This is a genomic window from Clostridium sp. TW13 (genome assembly GCF_024345225.1).
Lineage (GTDB): Bacteria > Bacillota > Clostridia > Clostridiales > Clostridiaceae > Inconstantimicrobium > Inconstantimicrobium mannanitabidum.
Window position 1 is genome coordinate 545,531 of record NZ_BROD01000001.1, and the last position, 18,331, is coordinate 563,861.

Genomic DNA, 18,331 nt, shown 5'->3' on the forward strand with positions numbered 1-18,331 from the left:
ATGGTAGTAAAATGAAAAAAATCGTATTTATATTTTTTACTCTTGTTATCATGTTTACTTTTGCTGGATGTAATAATAATATAGAAAACAATGGACATTCATCATCTGAAGCATCTGGCAATTCTAAAAATAAATCAGCTGATGAACACAATACAGTTCCAATAGATAATAAGAAGATAACACCAGTGGATAATGAGAAAAACGTAACACCGGTAGATAATAAAAAGGAGGCAGCACAAGTGGAAAAAATGACTACTATGAATATAACAGTGGACAACAAAATATTTACTGCAACTATCGAGAATAATGACACTGCTAAAGCATTTGTTAAACAGCTTCCATTAACAGTGTACATGTCTGACCTTTATGGCAATGAAAAATATAATTATTTGTCAAGTAACCTGCCAGGCACATCATCTTGTCCGGGCAAAATTAATGAAGGTGATTTAATGCTTTATGGAAACAACTGCCTTGTTCTTTTCTATAAGACATTCAATACTTCATACAGCTACGTAAAACTTGGACATATAGATAAAACAGCAGGACTTGCTGAGGCAGTAGGGTCAGGCGAAGTGAAAGTTGCATTTTCAGTAAGCAAATAAAAATAAGAAACATAAAAGACTAGGAAGCAACTTGCTATAGTTATAGCGAGTAACCTCCTAGTTTTTTTATATTTATATTAATAAGGGTTATAAATCATATTAGATACTACATTAATTAATACAACTAGACACTTACCTGAGTGGGATTCTAGTAAAGCTCAATTAACAATAAAATTAAGGCTACTTTGAATAGTGTTTACGGGGTTACATATCAAGGTTTAGTAACTGTTCCATAAAGATTTGTAGGAAGTTTATCTAGTGTTATTACATATGGACTGTTGTAAATAGCACTTAGACGAGCAGAGTCGTTATAAGTTGGACTTGTAATGAAATCGCCATACCAAGGGCAGAAATATAACCACCATGCTCCTTGATTAACAATGTTCTGAATGTCTGGAATTACATCATTTTCTGTCATTGCTACCATCTTTGTATCATTTGTGTCATTTACAAGTGATAGAAATGCTGTTGTTGCAGCACTTGTTTTCCAAGTGTAAGGAGAACCTTCATATTTATCATAGCCAACAATATCTACATATTTATCTCCTGGATACCATTGAGCTGAGTTTGCATAGGTATAAAGATTTACTTCCCATATTATATTATGAATACCGTATTTTTCAGTAAGAGTAGTATAAAGAAGCTGCCAAAGTTGCTTGTACACTTCTGCTCCTGAAGAACCCCACCAGAACCATGCACCAGAACCATTGATATTATTGTTACCTTCAGCTTCGTGGAAAGGTCTGAAAAGTAAAGGAACATTAGCATTTTGTAGAGTTTTAAGTTGTTTTGCAAGATCATCAATTGCAAGCATCAAGTAAGCATATTCCTTTGTTGATTTGTCTAGACAATTAGAAGCTTTAAAGCTAGAGGTTGGTTTGTAGGTACAATTTTTCCAATCTAACTTATCACCAAGTTTATAGTTTGCAAAATCAGTTGGTATATTGATATGCCAAGATGAAGTTGCGATGCCACCACGTTGTTTTACCCATTGAATGATACGGTTTGTTGTGCCGTCCTCCCATCCGTATAAAGGATTGTAGTTCATCATGTCAAAACCTCTAATTGCAGGATATTTACCTGTTTTGTCATGGATATAATTAAATTCGAGTTCTGCATCTCCGTTATTTCCTCCACCATAAATTTCTTGTTGTCCAGAAAGAATATGATTTCCGTAAACGCTTGTAAGATACTTTTTAAGGTTTTTTGTTTCTGTGGTTGCGTTTACATCACATGGAGCAGAGTCAACCTTTAGTGCAGGCATTTTTGCATAGTCAAAGGTTACTGTGTCGTAAAGTACAAAGCCCCAACTTCCAGAAGAACCAATTTCTATTTTTGTTTGTCCAGCTTGAAGATAAAAATATCCAAAGCTGTAATCAGCCCAGCCACCCTTGTTTGGAATATAGAAATTACCTTGTGCTACTCCGTTGATGCTAAGAACCTGAAGTCTAGTATCACCCTTGTTTCCAAGATACATCCAGCATCTTGTAGAAACTTCATACATGCCATTTTTAGGAACTGTAACATTTAAGGTTACTGTCCCTGAGTTTGCTGCCCATACAAATCCGTCTCCTGAATATCCAGGATATTTAGTGCCATAAACATTGTTGGTAACTGTAGCCCCATTACCAAGAGTACAGGATTCTGCTTCCACTTTTATTGGGAGGGAAGAGTCTGCTTTTGCTGGTGTAGATCTAAACACTAGCAAAGAGCACACTAATGCAAACGTTAACAAAAGGGAAAGTGGTTTGAGTAAGTTTTTTTTCATTATAGATTCCTCCTTAAAATAATATTTTTTTAATAACTGAAGTTAATTAGATGGAACTTTACAAGTTATTATTGTAAAGTTTCTGTGTCCTATAAGTTATATTTTAATTCATTATAATGTAATATAATCAAATAATATCCTAAAGCTGCTATTTTTTTTCTTGAAATAATAGACTGATATTATTGTGTTTTTAGGCTCTTAAATTTATTTTTTAAGCTTAAAATTACGCAAATAAAAATTTCAATATTCTTTACACTTTAAATTATAGAGTTTACTAATGCTTTTAGTTACTTTACATATAAGTCTAATTGTTATAAGAATTAAACTATTAAAAAATAATCATAAAACTTTTATATAATTAAACAGTCAATCTTAATATATTTTTTAAGTGTATAATAATTCGATATTTTTCCATATTAACTAATTTACATTACAAGAAAGAGCAGCCTTATTTATAAATTGAATAAGGCTGCTCTTTTCTTTAATTAAACATTATGTCATATTTTTATATTTACTTATCTAGAGTGATTGCTTTTTAGGACTTAATTTGAATAGTATGATTCCTATAAATAATTTTATAAGTGCATCTATAATGCTAAATATAGCAAATGATATACTAATTAAATATAGGCCAATACATGAATTTATAATTAATAATATAGCAAGTAATAATGCTAATTTTCCATGAACTAATGTGAAAGGTATGAAGTGAATACCAACTGCCAATAAAACAAGTAACCATATAAGTCTATAATTGCCTGTCCCACTTAAAGACATGCCGATAATTGGAGTAACTACAGCTATAAATAGCATTGAAAATTTAGAAGCCTTCTCCTGCAATGGAGTTGATTCACCAACAGAAAATCTTTTTCTAATTTTCTTGTTAAACATTATGCCTATCATGCTCATAGCATATCCAACAATAAATATCCAAACATTAGGATATTGATCAGTTCCCAAAATTATTGATATTATCATGGTAATACCTACACCTATAAGAAATAAACCAAATACCCGTTGTCTTGGATAAGGATATATAGATTTACTTAATGCAGTTTTATCTGTTACCATAGTACTCCCTCCTTAAATTAATAACTTCTTTAAAATGCACAATATTTTACAAAACAACAAGAAGTTACAGATTCTATTTGCTAATTATAACATTAATTTCAATATAATTGAATACATAGAGTTCACTTTCTTTAATTTAAAATTACTTTTCATTTCTACTTAAATATATAGCAAATTTTAAGGTTAATCTTTAAAGAATTTTCTACAAGTTATCTGTATCTTTTTCAGCTTCTTTATGTAAAAACTTCATAGCCAGTTCTTCTCTTAATCCCGGAACTTCAGTAGTTCCTTTTTGCTTAGCAATTCTGTAAAATTCACATTTATAATTAATTCTTTCAAGTGCATTTTGTAGAATTGCAATTTGTTTTTTAGTCTGTTCTTTTTGATGGAGAAATAGCTCATATCTCTGTTCGATGGTAGAATCGCCTTCTTCACACCACTCAAAGAATTGTTTGATTTCTTTAAGGGGCATACCTGTATTTTTTAAACATTCTATCATTTTTAAGCATTCAACATCTGTATCATCGAATATTCTTATATTACCACCTGTTCTGTTCACAAGTGGGAGAAGGCCTTCTTTGTCATAGTAGCGCAAAGCTGAGATAGATATATTTAACATCTTTGAAACATCACCAATTGAATAATTCATAAATTTCCTCCCATAATGCATCTAAAAGCAAATAGATTTATATGCTATTTTAAATTGTTATTTATTTTTTGATGCCAAGTATAAATAAAGTATTGACCTAAAGTTAGGTTTAGGTATTAGAATAAATATATCATAAGATATAAAAGGAACTTATGCAAGATTAAAAGATGCTTTTATTCTATGAATTATAGAAAAGAAAAGGAGAAAAGATATGAATATAGAGGAACTTGAAAAGGTATCTAATTTTTCACTTGGAGAAGAGAATACTGCTTATGCAAAATATTTTATCGGGAAAAGCTATTTAAGCCTTTTAAATGATAAGGAAGCTGTTATCTGTAATATTACATTTGAACCAGGATGTCGTAATAACTGGCATATTCATCACGGCAGCGGACAAATATTAATCTGTGTTGGTGGTCATGGCTGGTATCAAGAGTTTGGTAAAGAACCTCAACTTTTAAAGAGTGGTGATGTAGTCTATATAGCTCCAGAGATTAAGCATTGGCATGGTGCTGTAGCAGAGGAAGCTTTTGCACATCTAGCCTTATCTATTCCAGTAGAAGGTGGTTCTAACGAATGGTGTGAACCAGTGACAGATGAAGAGTATAAAAAATTAGGATAGTATGTGATAAGACAGGATGAAAATTCTATTATAAAGAAAGGAGATAAGTATGAAAAAGCAAACAGCAGGGAGAGATGCCCTTGGAACCTTCGCACCTAAATTTGCAGAATTAAATGATGATGTTTTATTTGGAGAGGTGTGGTCAAGAGAAGATAAGTTGTCACTTAGAGATAGAAGTCTAATTACAGTAACTGCACTAATGACAAAGGGGATTTTCGATAACTCTTTGAAATACCATATGGCAAATGCAAAAAATAATGGAGTAACAGCAGAAGAAATTGCTGAAGTTATTACACACTTAGCATTTTATGTTGGATGGCCTAATGCTTGGGCAGCATTTACACTAGCAAAGGAAGTTTGGGAGGATTAAATAGTAGTTAAGAGGCTAAATTTTAATTAGCTTAACATATGATTAGATTATATCAAGATGCTTTTATTAGGAGCTAATAAGCTTCAAGTGGCATTTTTACTATAAATATTTATATATTTAAATAGTTATATAGTTAAATATAAAAAAGTTTAACTATATAACTATTTTTATTTTTAGATGCTTAACTGTAAATAATTCTTATATGAAATACTGTTATTTGGATATACTCATACATTTGTGTTTAATAAGGATTACCAAGATGGTTTAGCATCAAAGCTAGAGCATTCTGTTTCAGTGTATATATGAGCATCATCTCCAGCTACCTGTATAGAATCTAAATTACATAGCTTATTTTCATTATGTCCACAGCTTGTAACATTGCAGGTAAGAGCATCACATGGCCCTGAAGAATTAGTATTGTTAGTTAAACTGCTATATTCACATTTATTTAAGAATGAACCACATACAGTTCCTGCCTCAGTAGATGCAGTGGCACCTCCAATATCCACTCTGTTTGAATAGCAAAGTCCAGTTTTATTATGAGAACAATTTGATACACTGCAAGTAATTTTTTGCATAAAGACTCACTCCTTTATATAAGTTTTAAAATATTTTTATTAGGTATCTGAAAGTATATAGGTTTATATACTATTCTATTTGGACTTATTATTTATTTTCGGACACCTTACTAAAGTATCTATCAAGTAAGCCTTTGAAAGCTCTACCATGTCTTGCTTCATCCTTACACATTTCATGAACTGTATCATGAATTGCATCAAGATTTTTTTGTTTAGCTATAGTAGCTAGCTTCTTTTTACCTTCACAGGCACCATATTCAGCTTCAACTCTAGCAGATAAGTTGGACTTAGTATCAGCAACTACTACTTCACCTAAAAGTTCAGCAAATTTAGCAGCATGTTCTGCTTCTTCAAAGGCTATTCTCTTATAAGCCTCACCAACCTCAGGATAACCTTCACGATCAGCTTGACGAGACATTGCAAGATACATTCCAACCTCAGTGCATTCTCCCATGAAGTTAGCTCTTAATCCTTCTAATAATTCATCATCACAGCCTTCTGCAACTCCTATTCTGTGCTCATCAGCGAAGTTCAATTCATCTGTCATTTCTTTAAACTTATCAGCCCCGGCTTTACAAATAGGGCAAATTTCTGGTGGATTATCTCCTTCATGGACATAACCACATACAGTACAAATAAATTTTTTCATTTATAGTCCCTCCATAGCAATAAATTAGTTGTTAAAGGTACAAAAACCTAATTAATATTATTCTCTATTGAATTAAAAATTATTTGCATTTTTTATTATCTAATATGATATTGAAAATTATTATATGAAAGACATAGAAGTACGAAAGAGTTTGAAATAAAATTTTATGCGATTAGTGTAGAAGTAGTTTTATTTAATTTTATAAAAATGTATAATATATTATAAATGGGAGTTTAAATAAAAAATGGGTAAGTATTCAAATTTGGCATTACTACATTAAAGTTTTGTGGTAAATGGCTTGATAATATAAAAATTAGAATTATAGGAGGGTTAACATGAGGACAAGCAGAAGGTTATTAGCAGGAATTGTATTGGTAATATTTCTTCTAGGGGTAGTGATAGTGAATAAGTATAATAGTTTGGTAAGGCTTGAGGAGAATGTAAATACAGCCTCATCAAACATAGATACTAAGCTGCAAAGAAGAAATGATTTAATCCCAAATGTAGTGAATACAGTAAAGGGGTATGCAAAGCAAGAAAAAGGTGTTATAGATAGTGTGACAAATGCAAGAACCAAATTGGCAGGAGCATCAACTACTGAAGACAAGGTTAAGGCAGATAGTGAATTATCAAGTGCAATTTCAAAATTATTAGTTGTAGTTGAAAATTATCCGGATTTAAAATCAAGTCAGAATTTTAGAGATTTGACTGTTGAATTAGAAGGAGCAGAAAATAGAATAGCAATAGCAAGAAAGGATTATAATGCTGCTGCTAATGATTATAATGTAAAGAGAAGGACCTTTCCTACTAATATAGTAGCAAATATATTTGGTTTTAAAGAAAAAGCTTTGTACAAGGCAAGTGAAGGAGCGCAGAATGTACCTTCTGTGGATTTTTCTAAATAATGAGGTGGGTAAATAAGGTTAGGATATTTTGTATAGTTATAATATTACTTGTAGTAGGAATAGTACTTCCTACTACAGTAAATGCAGAGGGACAGTATCCAAAACCTACAATGTATAAGTATGTAAATGATTATACAGGTTTATTAAATCAAGGAGATACTGATAAGCTTGTATCTTTAGCAAGAGAATTAGAAGATAAAACAGGTGCAGAAGCTGCTATAGTTGTAATAGGTACATTGAATGGACATTCCATAGAAGAATACGCAAATGGTTTATTTAGAGAATGGGGTATAGGAAAGAAAGACAAAAACAATGGATTACTTATACTTATAGTTAAGAATGATAGGAAATATAGAGTTGAAGTTGGTACTGGTCTTGAAGGGGTATTACCTGATCTAAAGTGCAAAGATATAATGGAAACTTATGCTACTCCAAAATTTAAGAATGATAAATATGCAGAAGGCTTAATAAACTCTTATTCAGTTTTTTGTGATAGTATTGCAAAGGCGAAAAATCTTACTTTAGATAATTCTCTACATGTAAAAGAACCTAGCATTCAAACACAGTTATCTGATTCCCTAGGAGCTTTAAAAGATAAATTTGTAGATTCATTTGATATTGGAAAATATGGATTTTTTTTAATTTGCCTTGTTGCATTGTTTAAAAATAGAAAAAAATATATGTCTAGGCGTTCACATAGCTTCTTTGGTACGTCATATAGTGATTCAGACAGTAGTTCTGACTCTGGGTCAGGCTCTGATTCATCAGATTTTGGCGGTGGTTCATCTGATGGTGGAGGATCTAGTGGAGATTGGTAGAGTAGGTGGACAAGATGCATCCATATATGATTGGAATCATAAATAATAATATTAAAAAGTAATAATCATACTATTGTGAATGGAGAAGGTTTAGATACTTTCTCCATTTTTGCTATATATATTTTTATTGATATAAACTTCAAGTTATTTTAGGAGGCTCTTGCTATAAATTCTTACTACATCTTCTAAAGACACTTCTTCTGGGTGGTTCTTCAATTTACCTTTGTTAGAAACAAAAGCCTGTGAATATTCTACTATTTCTTCAGTAGTTATATCGATATCTACTTTAAATAATTTTGTGAAGATTTCTTCTAATTCATTTAAGGTATTGAATCCAAGAATATTTAGCATTTTGTTAACCTTTGTTTTATCCTTAAAAGTTCTTAAATATTCTATTGTTAATACTCCATTAGCCAAGCCATGGGGAAGTCCTTTAAAATATGTAAGTGAGTATCCCATGCCATGAGGTAGTGATGTTCCAGTTTGAGATATTTGTATTCCTGCTAAAGTTGAGGCTAACATAACTTTACTTCTAAATTCCTTATCTAAATCTTTATTTACAAGCTTTTCAAAGCAATATTTAAATAACTCAAATCCTCTTTCACCATAAAGTTCAGACATATAGGTGCTATTTGTATTTAGATAACCTTCAACTAAATGAGTAAAGGCATCAATAGCTGTATTTACAGTTATATTATAAGGTAAGTTAAAGGTATATTTGCTATCAAGAAAGGCAGCTACAGGAAATACTGATTGGCCTAAATTTTTCTTTGTTTTTTCCTTATTTGAAGTTACAATACTGTATTGAGTGACTTCTGAACCTGTTCCAGAAGTTGTTGCAACTGCAACCACAGGGATACTTTCTAATTGCTTTCCATCAAAGATATTATCCATATTAATTTCTGGATTTTTTATAAAAACAGCCATAGCCTTTGAAGCATCCATAGGGGAACCTCCACCTATACCTATGACAAAATCTACATTATTGGTTTTACCGATAGTACTTCCTTTTTCAATAGTTTCTAAAGAAGGGTTCTCTTCCACTTCATCAAAAAGAATATGTTCTATTCCCACCTCAGAAAGTGCCTTAACAACATCATCATATGAACCATTCTTTTTTGCAGAGCTTCTTCCTGTAACAATTAAAGCTTTGCTTCCTATATTATTAAAAACTTCTTTGTTTCTTAAAACTGATTCTTCACCGAAATATATTTTAGTAGGCATTGAATATTTAAAATCCATAAATCATCATCCTTTCAATTTGTAAGTATTATAAAAATGCTATAGGTATATTATACAATTTGTTTTCAATATTGTGTAATTGAAAACAATGATGATTATTATCTAAGATTATGAAAAGAAAAATTTTTCACAATATGATTTAATTGTGCATAAAATATTTTTTGGATTTATTGATAATATTGTTTAAGAAGAAATTTATAATGAGAAAGGTAAACTTATTTGTAAATAGTGTTAAGTATTGTTAAATTAGTATAACAATATTTAACACAAAGTTTATTAATAAACAATATTGATATACTACCATATAATTAATATTTTGATTATATTAATTTGTGAGAAGGTGGGTTTTTAATATGGTGGAAGAAAAGAGAGGTAAGAATATAAAAAATAAATTTACAAGTTTATATGCATTTATTATTTTACTGGTGATTATGATATTAAGTTCTGTTTTTATAGTGGTACATCCCATAGCTTCATCCCCTGATGGAGAGGCTGCAGGGTATATTATCTGTGAAATATTTAGGAATCTTTATATTCCAAGTGTTGCAGCTATGATAACTATTGCTGCTGGATTGATAATAAAATTTATATATTTAAATATTAAATCAGACACTAAAATGGATAAGTCTACTGGCATTTCTGGTAAAAATGTATTTATATTATTGGCAGTAGTTCTTATTATTTTCTGTTTTTCATTTAAGAATATAAAGAATATAGGAAATCTAATAATGGATATACCATGTGTAGTAGAAGCTAATTATTCAACTACAGAAGGAGTGGTGAAATTTTACGAAGATAGACATGAGTCTTTGGTAAATTACCACATGAATGTTAATGGAATTATGTTTTCAGGAGGTTATTCATATGGAGAAAAATTATATGAAGGAAGTAAGTATAACGTTCAGTACCTTCCTCATTCAAAATATGTTGTGAATTTTCAGAGAATGGTGTAATTTAAAGTGAATAATTCAGGTCCTTTCTTCCCTTAGACTTAGGTTTAAGGGAATTTTTATTTGGAAGTATATTTTGTATCCCCATCTGAATCTTAGTTGAACTTACACCCTCAAGGGGTACCTCGTCCAGGAGCGTGCAGCCGTTATCTCCAACTTAAGCAAATAAGTGAAAGCCAAAATCTATGATTTGGTTACTTGAACTTAGTTAACTAATGAATTAGTTAACTTCATTAAAATCAATTTAGTGTGAATCGGTTAAGCAGACATCTCAAATCTATGATTTGATAATGGTCGCTTACTCTGTGAGTACTCATCTGACTTTAGGAAGATGAGTTTCATATAAGATTGGAGTGTTACGGATGCTAGCTATCGGATAAAATCGTCAACAATTAAATGCTATTGAAATCTTAGTGAATCTTAAGAATTATATGTATAAAATCTTAAAAAAATCAATTTAAAATAAGAAAATAGACAAGTGCATCAAATACATTTTCTTGTTTTTAAGAGAAAAAGTTCATTATTTATGAATGTGAATAAATTTGTTATGTATTTGCATGCTACTAAACTAATGAGGATGGGGATTCGTATGAAAAAAAGAAATAAAATAATTATGACTTTAATTTTTTGGATAATAATTGTGCTTATTTTATATAGCATGGGATTACTTACAACAGATTTTAATAAGATTAATCTTATTATTGGGGACAATCCAATTAAGATGAGATTTTTATTTGTATTATTCTCAACGGTGAGAATAGCATTTTTTATTCCTCAAACTATTTTTACTATTGGGGGAAGTATGGTATTTGGCCCATATGAGGGATTTTTTCTATCAATTTTATCCTTAGTAATTTCACATAGCATTTTGTATGCTATTGGAATATTTTTTGAAAAACAATTATTAGGAGAAGGGTTCTTTGAAAAAAATAAAGAGAACATAACAGTTCTTAGCAAGCATGGCTATAAAGTTTTAGCATTAGGAGTAGCTTGCCCAGTAACTCCTTCGGATTTCATGACTATTTTAGCTGCATGTATAAAATTGAACTATAAAAAATCAATTCTAACAGTGTTAATAGCTAGTGCTCCTATGACATTTTTGTATGGATTTTTAGGAAATGGATTCAAGGAGACAGCTATTTTTAGGATTTTTGTGGCTATTGTAATTGTTTTGGTATCATATTACACCTTTCGTATATGGAACAAAATTAAAAAGTCTTAAGAATTCTTAATGTTTTTTTGGGTAAAAGCTTAAGATTTATATTTTATACTTTTCTCATGTTGATTATGGGGGGAAGATAAAATGGAAAGTAATAATTTTATAAAACAATATATAAGAAATCCAAAAACAGTAGGTGCTGTAGCACCAAGTTCAGAAAAATTAGCCAATAGAATGGTTGAAGATATTAATTTCATAAATGCTTCATGCATTGTTGAATATGGACCAGGAACTGGCGTTTTCACAGAAAAAATATTAAATAAGAAGAAGGATAGCACGATATTTATAGCTATAGAATATAACGCTGAATTTTATAAGATATTAAAAGACAAGTTTAAAAATGAGACAAACTTTATACTAATAAATGATTCAGCTGAGAATTTAAAAGAATATTTAAATAAATACAATATTGATAAGGTTGACTATATTGTTTCAGGACTGCCATTTGCAAGTTTACCTGATGCTATGAGTCAAAGGATATTATCAGTTACAAAAGAAATATTAAAAGGTAAAAGTAGGTTTATAACTTTTCAATATACTTTATTTAAAATGAAGCTATTTAGAAAATATTTCGGGGAAATTAAAAGAAAGAAAGTACTTTTAAATCTACCACCAGCTTATGTTTTAGAATGTAAAAACTAGGCAGAATATAGAGTGCTAAAAGCATGTTTTTAATTGGAAATTAAAGAGTTTTAGGCAAAAAATTAGTATACCGATATAAACTTAGTATGGAGGGATTGAGTGTATTTAAATGCCTTAAAAAAAATAAATAGATTTGATAATTATATTTTATGTTCTATTAAGAAATATATACAAAATAAATATTTAGATATATTAATGCCTATAATAACATCTATGGGAAACTTGGGTGGTATTTGGATTTTAATAGCAGTAACTATATCTGTAGATAAAAAGCAGAAATTAATTGTATATGTAGTAATACTTACATTAATAATAAGTACCATTGTTGGAGAAGGAGTAATAAAAAATATAGTAAGACGAGTTAGACCTTGTAATCAATATAATAATGTTAGTCTTTTGATTTCTAGGCCTTTATCTTATTCTTTTCCTTCAGGCCATACGTTGTCTTCTTTTGCTGCTGCAGAAGTGTTGTCTGTGCATTATGCTCAATATAAGTTTATTTTCATTGGTATAGCATTTCTTATAGCTTTATCAAGGGTATATTTGAATGTACATTATCCAACTGATATTATAGCAGGCATTATCTTGGGAATATTATGTTCAAGATTAATGTTAATAATTTTACAGTTAGGATATGTACAAAAGATTTCCTTATTAATAGGAGTATATTACTCGTAAAGTAAGTTTTTATAATGATGTAAAGAAAAAATAATGAGATAGTACGCATTTTTTACTAGTATTGAAGAATGAAATTTTTCAATATAAAAATTATTAATTTATCTAAGAAAAAATATTTAGAGAAGAAAAGGAAGTACATATATGGAGACAAATATTTTGGTTGTAGATGATGATAAGGATATTCGAAATTTAATCAAAGTCTATCTTGGAAATGAAGGGTATAATATTGAGGAGGCTTCTAATGGTGCTGAAGCCTTAATTAAGATTAATGAGAATGATTTTGATTTAGTTATTTTAGATGTGATGATGCCAATTCTTGATGGCATAAGTGCTTGTATGAAAATTAGAGAAAATTATACTATGCCTATAATATTTTTATCTGCAAAAGATGAAGAAATTCACAAGATACAGGGGTTAACAGTAGGTGCGGATGATTATATCACTAAACCATTTGGCTCTATGGAGTTTATAGCCAGAGTAAAGGCTCAACTTAGAAGATATAAAAAGTTTAACGAGCTTCAAAATATCAATTTTGTTACTATTGAAGATTTAACTATTAATTTTGATACTCATGAGGTAGCCGTAAAAGGAAAGCAAGTTAAACTTACCCCAAAGGAATTCGCAATATTAGAATGTTTGGCTAAAAATAGAGGTATGGTATTTTCTGTTGAGAAGTTATACGAGATTATTTGGAACGAGAAATTTGCAGTATCAGATACTTCAATTATGGTTCATATAACAAATCTAAGGCAAAAAATCGAACCCAATCCCAAAAGTCCTAAATATGTTAAGACTGTTTGGGGAGTTGGCTATAAGATATGAAGATAAAGCTAAATATATTTAATAATGTAGGAATCAAATTATTAATATTGATTCCTATCGATATGATAATAAGTTTTTTGTTTTTAGGGGTTCTGAGTAATATAATTGTTAAAATATTTGGATATAATACTGAGTTTTATAAAACGTATGGAGTTATAATAGCTACAGGATATTTTGTAACAGCAATAACAATTTTTGTAGTTGTTTTTTTAGCTGCAATTAGCAGAAGAATTAAATATTTAAAGTATATAAGCAAGAGTGTTACTAATATAAAGACTCAGAAATATCTAAATCCTATAGATATAAAAGGTAGTGATGAAATTGCTCAATTAGCTACTGATATAAATACAATGTCTGAAAAACTTAAAGAAAATTATGAAAAAGAAAAAAAGCAAGAAGATGCTAAAAATGAATTAATAGTTGCTGTTTCACATGACTTAAAAACTCCATTAACATCTATAATGGGATATTTGGAACTTCTCAATAAGGATAAAGGGAATTTTACAAAAGAGCAAAAGGAATTTTTAGAAGTAGCCTATAAAAAAAGCAAAAATCTAAAAAAGTTAATTGAGGAACTTTTTGAATATACTAAGTTTTCCAATAACTACATAAAACTAAATAAAGCTCCATTTAATATAGCTGTTATAGTAAGTCAGATAGTTGGAGAGCATATGCTATTTTTATCAGAGAAAAATATACAAGTTGAGATTGAATGCGATGAAAATGAATTAATGTGTGAAATTGATATGCAAAAATTTATTAGAGTTATTGAGAATTTAGTAAAAAATGCTGAAAAATATAGTTATAAAAATTCTACCTATACAATTAAAATGTGGGAGGAAGATAACAATATTAATCTTTCTTTTATTAATGAAGGCGATAATATTAGTGAGGAGGATTTGGTGAGAATATTTGATGAGATGTATAGAATTGATAAATCTAGAAATGCTGAAATTGAAGGTTCAGGGTTAGGTCTTGCCATTTCAAAGAAAATCATTGCACTTCATCATGGAATGATTTGGGCAGAGTGTGATGGTAATGAGATTAAATTTAATATTAGGTTGCCTCAAGAAAATTAATTAAATTTATAATGTATATTTTATACTGCTCCTATATTAATTTATAAGAATTGATATGGGAGCAGTAATTTTATAAGTCTAATTATTTATTATAGCTTCATCTTTTAGAATTATTTCATCCTTTATTTTAACATCTTCAACTTTGGTAAGAATAAGTCCTCCTAATATAAATAGAGCTAATACACTAAAAACACCATTAGATGTTTTCCCAGTTAAGGAGGTTACCAAACTAACTAATGCAGGTCCTAAAATTGCTGCAAATCTTCCAAATACATTGAAAAAACCAAAGAATTCATTATTCTTTTCTTTAGGAACGAGTTTGCCAAAATATGATCTGCTTATTGCTTGTACACCACCTTGGGATGTTCCTACAAGTACAGCTAATATCATAAATCCTGTTATGTTATGAATGAAATAGGCATATACACATATGACAGAGTATATAATTATTCCAGCATATAGCATAATCTTGGCACCATGCTTTTCTGCTAATTTTCCATAAATAATTGAGGAAGGAAAGGCAACAAACATGATTAGTAATAATACAAGAAGCATGCTGGAGCTGCTAATTCCTAAATCTGAACCAAAGGATGTTGCCATGGTTATTATTGTATTTACTCCATCGATATAGAAAAAGTAAGCTAATAGAAACGTAAAAATATTTTTATGATTTCTTATGTTGGAAAGGGTTTTTCCCAAGCGTTTAAAACTATTTGTTACAACTTTATTTTCTTTATCTATACCATAAACTTGTTTCACATTTTTAATCATTGGAATTGAAAATAATAAACACCAAATAGCAGTTATTATGAAACATATTCTACAAGCAGTGGCTACATCTATTGGAATTATATTTTTTTGAGCTAGTAAGACAATTACCATGCAAAGCGCAAGTGAGATTATATCCCCGATATATCCAGCAGCAAAACCAATAGAAGAAATCATGTCCATATTCTTTTTATCAGTAACATCTACTAGGAAGGCATCATAAAAAACATTGCTTCCTGAATTACCTATAGTACTTATAGTGAATATTATTGCTATAACTATGTAGAGCGAATCTGGAATAATCCCTAAAAGTCCTGTTGCAACAATGCCTATTATACAAAATATTTTAAAGAATTTTATTTTATATCCTCTGTAGTCCGCAATTGTTCCTAAAATAGGAGCTAAAATTGCTATAAGAAATCTTCCAATTGAATTTAAATATCCCCAGTAAACTGTAGTGGAGGCTTCTGAAACTCCATTATTTTTTAATACCATTCTTAAATATAGAGGGAATATTGAGGTTATGAGAATCATGCTATAGGTTGATATTGTGCAATCATATAGAATCCAACTTTTTTCTTCTTTGTTACATTTGTACATATTTTGTACCTCCATAAGATAATTATTTCTCAAAAAGTTCTTGTATAACTTTACCATCTACATCTTTTAAATCTATACCTAGTAAATTAGCTATTGTAGGAGCTTCATCAACTAAGTTCATTTCATCAATTATTATGTTTTTTCTTATGCCACATCCAGCTGCCATAAATACAGTGGTGTAATTTTCTTTATATGGTGAGTAGCCATGAGTAGCTTTTGTATAATGTGGATACTTAAACTTATTTGCTTGGTTCAAATCAATGATTATATCGTCATGAAGTTCATCTTGAAAGTAGAAGCCAAGTTTAGCTTCTAGCATAAGTGCACATTTTGGATCTGCACCTAATTTAACAGCATCATCTTTAGTGTAGATAATATCTATACAATTATTAGCTTTGTTGAATTCTAAGATTAAGTTATAGATGCGTTTAATTGTTTCCTTATCATCGTTATTTACATATACATAAGCAGAGCCATCACAATTTTTAGCTATTGCTTTATAAGAAGTGATATTATGATGTGTATCTGTATGAATATATCCATTTTTAAGTAGCAACACGTTTAAGTTAACAACATATTTTTCATCAAGACTGCTATGATCACCTAAAATTACAATTGTACTTTCATCATATATATTTTGGTCAAGTAAGGTATTTATAATATCTGCAAGTCTTCTATCATGTCTTTTAAGTGCAAGGGTTGCTTCGTTAGAATTAAAACCGTAATTATGTCTTGCACTATCTAAATCAGTATAGTGAACAAGTATTAAATCTGTTTTTTTATGTTTTATAGTGTAAAGTAGCGATTCATGTGTGAAGTTATCTAAATTAGGTTGAGATAATCCATCTCTTAAGTTTCCAAACTTCTTATTCAATTCAAATTGATATAATGGACTTCCATTGAAAAGTGAGGTGAAAATTTGATTTTGCCAAGGTCTGTTAGCAAATATTTCAGGCATATTATATTGAATCTTAGATTTAGCGGTGACAGGCCATAGTAGAGCTGCAACCTTCTTTCCTTTTTTTATGGCTAAGTCATAAAAGGTTTCTCCTTGTATATCTTTTCTATACCAATACCAGTCTGGAGATTTTTTATTAATTTGCAGCAAAGTATTATTTATGATTCCATGATTTTTAGGGTATTTCCCTGTTACAATGGTTGCATGTGCAGGATAAGTTAAGGAAGGGTACACACTGTAAACCTTGTTACAATAGGATGCAGTGTTAAGATATCTTTTAAAGTTTGGTAAAGTTCTTATATATTCAAAATCTAAAGATGATAGACCGTCAAATGAGATTACTATTAAATGTTTAGTTTGCTCCTTCATTTTTCTCTCCTCAATAATATTAACTTTGCTTAATCTTATGTAAGTTACCTATAAGATTATGTTAGTACCTTTTTATATTATCTTTGGAATGTTAATTAGAGATTAAAGGTTAAATAAATTGACGTTAAATTTGATTTGAATTACTTGTTGTTACAAATTTAATATGGTTACTCGTTTGTTCTATATCTTTGTTTCATATAAAGTAACTTGCTCTTTGTCAACTTCTATACTAAGTGATTCATTGACATTTGGATGTTTTAAATATACAATTATACCTAATATTTAAATAAATGCTTTATAGTGTATAGCATAGGGGTTTAGAAGTTTTGAGTGTTAAGTGAGGTGGGGAGTGTGAAAGATTTACTAGCAGTGGCAATAATTGTGGGAGTAATACTTGCAGCACTAATAGTTTTTTATGGTTCTGTACTATTTATAATAGAAATGGGAGAACAAAATATAGAGCGGTTATGGAAAGTTTCAAAAGTTCAATTTGTAATAATTTTTCTTGTAAACATAGTTATATGGATAATTAAGAGTGTAGAAGTTAAGAAATTAATAAACTTAGCTATAGTTCAACCAATAGGAATAACATTTTTTTTCGCTATTGTAGCATGTTTATGGAAGCATTATTACAAAACAACATTACTAGTTCAAGAAAAGTTTCGATATTTAACTATTTCGGATGGAAATGGATTATATGGTGGACCAAGGTTTGGCACACTTAAGGGTTTTGCATTCTTTATAATCTTTTCAATAGTTACTACAATACTAAATTTTGTATACTTATTTCAAAAATAGATCTGTGGAAGAAATATGTACTTGCTTATGATGATATTTGGATTGATAGAATAATGATAATGGTAGTGATTTGTTATGAAAATTCTTTATATGGAGAAATAGCAAAAGAGGAGCTATCGCTAGAAGATTTTAATCCGCTAATGCGACAGCTCCTTTTATTATAAATAAATTTAC

Annotated in this window: 20 protein-coding genes; 12 read left to right on the forward strand and 8 right to left on the reverse strand. The window is 29.7% G+C overall.

Annotation, left to right across the window (positions count from 1 at the left end; all coding sequences use genetic code 11):
• The first annotated feature begins 11 nt into the window (after nt 1-11).
• On the forward strand, nt 12-602 hold the full coding sequence (locus tag OCU47_RS02595) for a cyclophilin-like fold protein (protein WP_261827035.1): 591 nt from the start codon (nt 12-14) through the stop codon (nt 600-602).
• A 211-nt stretch (nt 603-813) separates the two neighbouring features.
• Here the strand turns inward: OCU47_RS02595 and OCU47_RS02600 are convergent, their stop codons facing one another.
• The 3 genes from OCU47_RS02600 to OCU47_RS02610 all read right to left on the reverse strand — a co-directional run bounded on the left by OCU47_RS02600 (nt 814) and on the right by OCU47_RS02610 (nt 4,090).
• Nucleotides 814-2,370 carry a glycosyl hydrolase gene (locus OCU47_RS02600; RefSeq protein WP_261827036.1) on the reverse strand — a complete coding sequence of 519 codons (1,557 nt, stop codon included), beginning with the start codon at nt 2,368-2,370 and terminating at the stop codon, nt 814-816.
• A gap of 519 nt (nt 2,371-2,889) precedes the next feature.
• Nucleotides 2,890-3,441, reverse strand: coding sequence for a DUF6609 family protein (locus OCU47_RS02605; RefSeq protein ID WP_261827037.1), 552 nt, complete (start codon nt 3,439-3,441; stop codon nt 2,890-2,892).
• Between the two features lie 202 nt (nt 3,442-3,643).
• The gene (locus OCU47_RS02610) at nt 3,644-4,090 is read right to left on the reverse strand and encodes a MerR family transcriptional regulator (RefSeq protein WP_261827038.1); all 447 of its coding nucleotides are present in this window, start codon (nt 4,088-4,090) and stop codon (nt 3,644-3,646) included.
• Between the two features lie 211 nt (nt 4,091-4,301).
• Between OCU47_RS02610 and OCU47_RS02615 the strand changes: the two genes are divergently transcribed.
• On the forward strand, nt 4,302-4,712 hold the full coding sequence (locus OCU47_RS02615; protein ID WP_261827039.1) for a cupin domain-containing protein: 411 nt from the start codon (nt 4,302-4,304) through the stop codon (nt 4,710-4,712).
• A 49-nt stretch (nt 4,713-4,761) separates the two neighbouring features.
• The gene (locus OCU47_RS02620) at nt 4,762-5,082 is read left to right on the forward strand and encodes a carboxymuconolactone decarboxylase family protein (RefSeq protein ID WP_261827040.1); all 321 of its coding nucleotides are present in this window, start codon (nt 4,762-4,764) and stop codon (nt 5,080-5,082) included.
• A gap of 251 nt (nt 5,083-5,333) precedes the next feature.
• On the opposite strand, the gene OCU47_RS02625 is transcribed toward OCU47_RS02620, so the two are convergent.
• Nucleotides 5,334-5,660: a DUF1540 domain-containing protein gene (locus OCU47_RS02625; RefSeq protein WP_261827041.1), complete on the reverse strand. Its 327-nt coding sequence runs from the start codon at nt 5,658-5,660 to the stop codon at nt 5,334-5,336.
• Nucleotides 5,661-5,748: 88 nt separating this feature from the next.
• Entirely contained in the window at nt 5,749-6,309 is a 561-nt protein-coding gene (locus tag OCU47_RS02630) for an NADH peroxidase (protein ID WP_261827042.1), read from the reverse strand.
• A 335-nt stretch (nt 6,310-6,644) separates the two neighbouring features.
• Here OCU47_RS02630 and OCU47_RS02635 point away from each other — a divergent pair, with 335 nt between their 5' ends.
• Both OCU47_RS02635 and OCU47_RS02640 read left to right on the forward strand, forming a co-directional pair.
• Entirely contained in the window at nt 6,645-7,214 is a 570-nt protein-coding gene (locus OCU47_RS02635) for a LemA family protein (RefSeq protein WP_261827043.1), read from the forward strand.
• Nucleotides 7,214-8,032 (forward strand): TPM domain-containing protein, encoded by an 819-nt coding sequence (locus tag OCU47_RS02640; RefSeq protein ID WP_261827044.1) that lies wholly within the window; start codon nt 7,214-7,216, stop codon nt 8,030-8,032. Before OCU47_RS02635 ends, OCU47_RS02640 begins: the two co-directional genes overlap by 1 nt.
• Before the next feature lie 144 nt (nt 8,033-8,176).
• Here OCU47_RS02640 and OCU47_RS02645 read toward each other — a convergent pair whose 3' ends face one another.
• Nucleotides 8,177-9,274 carry an iron-containing alcohol dehydrogenase family protein gene (locus OCU47_RS02645; RefSeq protein ID WP_261827045.1) on the reverse strand — a complete coding sequence of 366 codons (1,098 nt, stop codon included), beginning with the start codon at nt 9,272-9,274 and terminating at the stop codon, nt 8,177-8,179.
• Between the two features lie 353 nt (nt 9,275-9,627).
• Between OCU47_RS02645 and OCU47_RS02650 the strand changes: the two genes are divergently transcribed.
• The 6 genes from OCU47_RS02650 to OCU47_RS02675 all read left to right on the forward strand — a co-directional run bounded on the left by OCU47_RS02650 (nt 9,628) and on the right by OCU47_RS02675 (nt 14,664).
• Nucleotides 9,628-10,227: a hypothetical protein gene (locus OCU47_RS02650; protein WP_261827046.1), complete on the forward strand. Its 600-nt coding sequence runs from the start codon at nt 9,628-9,630 to the stop codon at nt 10,225-10,227.
• A 586-nt stretch (nt 10,228-10,813) separates the two neighbouring features.
• Nucleotides 10,814-11,446, forward strand: coding sequence for a TVP38/TMEM64 family protein (locus OCU47_RS02655; protein ID WP_261827047.1), 633 nt, complete (start codon nt 10,814-10,816; stop codon nt 11,444-11,446).
• Nucleotides 11,447-11,527: 81 nt separating this feature from the next.
• Complete coding sequence (locus tag OCU47_RS02660) at nt 11,528-12,085, forward strand: class I SAM-dependent methyltransferase (RefSeq protein WP_261827048.1); 558 nt, start codon at nt 11,528-11,530, stop codon at nt 12,083-12,085.
• 99 nt (nt 12,086-12,184) lie between these two features.
• The gene (locus OCU47_RS02665; RefSeq protein ID WP_261827049.1) at nt 12,185-12,763 is read left to right on the forward strand and encodes a phosphatase PAP2 family protein; all 579 of its coding nucleotides are present in this window, start codon (nt 12,185-12,187) and stop codon (nt 12,761-12,763) included.
• 141 nt (nt 12,764-12,904) lie between these two features.
• A complete protein-coding gene (locus OCU47_RS02670; protein ID WP_261827050.1) occupies nt 12,905-13,585 on the forward strand; it encodes a response regulator transcription factor in 681 nt (226 codons plus the stop codon).
• Nucleotides 13,582-14,664 (forward strand): sensor histidine kinase, encoded by a 1,083-nt coding sequence (locus tag OCU47_RS02675; RefSeq protein WP_261827051.1) that lies wholly within the window; start codon nt 13,582-13,584, stop codon nt 14,662-14,664. The genes OCU47_RS02670 and OCU47_RS02675 overlap by 4 nt, the downstream gene beginning before the upstream one ends.
• Nucleotides 14,665-14,742: 78 nt before the next feature.
• Here the strand turns inward: OCU47_RS02675 and OCU47_RS02680 are convergent, their stop codons facing one another.
• Nucleotides 14,743-16,047, reverse strand: coding sequence for an MFS transporter (locus OCU47_RS02680; RefSeq protein ID WP_376778021.1), 1,305 nt, complete (start codon nt 16,045-16,047; stop codon nt 14,743-14,745).
• Between the two features lie 7 nt (nt 16,048-16,054).
• Entirely contained in the window at nt 16,055-17,359 is a 1,305-nt protein-coding gene (locus OCU47_RS02685) for an alkaline phosphatase family protein (RefSeq protein WP_261827053.1), read from the reverse strand.
• A 351-nt stretch (nt 17,360-17,710) separates the two neighbouring features.
• Between OCU47_RS02685 and OCU47_RS02690 the strand changes: the two genes are divergently transcribed.
• Nucleotides 17,711-18,157: a hypothetical protein gene (locus tag OCU47_RS02690; protein WP_261827054.1), complete on the forward strand. Its 447-nt coding sequence runs from the start codon at nt 17,711-17,713 to the stop codon at nt 18,155-18,157.
• The last annotated feature ends 174 nt before the right edge of the window (nt 18,158-18,331 follow it).

What these genes read in the sequence shown, in the direction of transcription:
- OCU47_RS02595 (WP_261827035.1), top strand. Translation starts at nt 12, where the DNA reads ATGAAAAAAATCGTATTTATATTTTTTACTCTTGTTATCATGTTTACT.
- OCU47_RS02600 (WP_261827036.1), bottom strand. Translation starts at nt 2,370, where the DNA reads ATGAAAAAAAACTTACTCAAACCACTTTCCCTTTTGTTAACGTTTGCA.
- OCU47_RS02605 (WP_261827037.1), bottom strand. Translation starts at nt 3,441, where the DNA reads ATGGTAACAGATAAAACTGCATTAAGTAAATCTATATATCCTTATCCA.
- OCU47_RS02610 (WP_261827038.1), bottom strand. Translation starts at nt 4,090, where the DNA reads ATGAATTATTCAATTGGTGATGTTTCAAAGATGTTAAATATATCTATC.
- OCU47_RS02615 (WP_261827039.1), top strand. Translation starts at nt 4,302, where the DNA reads ATGAATATAGAGGAACTTGAAAAGGTATCTAATTTTTCACTTGGAGAA.
- OCU47_RS02620 (WP_261827040.1), top strand. Translation starts at nt 4,762, where the DNA reads ATGAAAAAGCAAACAGCAGGGAGAGATGCCCTTGGAACCTTCGCACCT.
- OCU47_RS02625 (WP_261827041.1), bottom strand. Translation starts at nt 5,660, where the DNA reads ATGCAAAAAATTACTTGCAGTGTATCAAATTGTTCTCATAATAAAACT.
- OCU47_RS02630 (WP_261827042.1), bottom strand. Translation starts at nt 6,309, where the DNA reads ATGAAAAAATTTATTTGTACTGTATGTGGTTATGTCCATGAAGGAGAT.
- OCU47_RS02635 (WP_261827043.1), top strand. Translation starts at nt 6,645, where the DNA reads ATGAGGACAAGCAGAAGGTTATTAGCAGGAATTGTATTGGTAATATTT.
- OCU47_RS02640 (WP_261827044.1), top strand. Translation starts at nt 7,214, where the DNA reads ATGAGGTGGGTAAATAAGGTTAGGATATTTTGTATAGTTATAATATTA.
- OCU47_RS02645 (WP_261827045.1), bottom strand. Translation starts at nt 9,274, where the DNA reads ATGGATTTTAAATATTCAATGCCTACTAAAATATATTTCGGTGAAGAA.
- OCU47_RS02650 (WP_261827046.1), top strand. Translation starts at nt 9,628, where the DNA reads ATGGTGGAAGAAAAGAGAGGTAAGAATATAAAAAATAAATTTACAAGT.
- OCU47_RS02655 (WP_261827047.1), top strand. Translation starts at nt 10,814, where the DNA reads ATGAAAAAAAGAAATAAAATAATTATGACTTTAATTTTTTGGATAATA.
- OCU47_RS02660 (WP_261827048.1), top strand. Translation starts at nt 11,528, where the DNA reads ATGGAAAGTAATAATTTTATAAAACAATATATAAGAAATCCAAAAACA.
- OCU47_RS02670 (WP_261827050.1), top strand. Translation starts at nt 12,905, where the DNA reads ATGGAGACAAATATTTTGGTTGTAGATGATGATAAGGATATTCGAAAT.
- OCU47_RS02675 (WP_261827051.1), top strand. Translation starts at nt 13,582, where the DNA reads ATGAAGATAAAGCTAAATATATTTAATAATGTAGGAATCAAATTATTA.
- OCU47_RS02680 (WP_376778021.1), bottom strand. Translation starts at nt 16,047, where the DNA reads ATGGAGGTACAAAATATGTACAAATGTAACAAAGAAGAAAAAAGTTGG.
- OCU47_RS02685 (WP_261827053.1), bottom strand. Translation starts at nt 17,359, where the DNA reads ATGAAGGAGCAAACTAAACATTTAATAGTAATCTCATTTGACGGTCTA.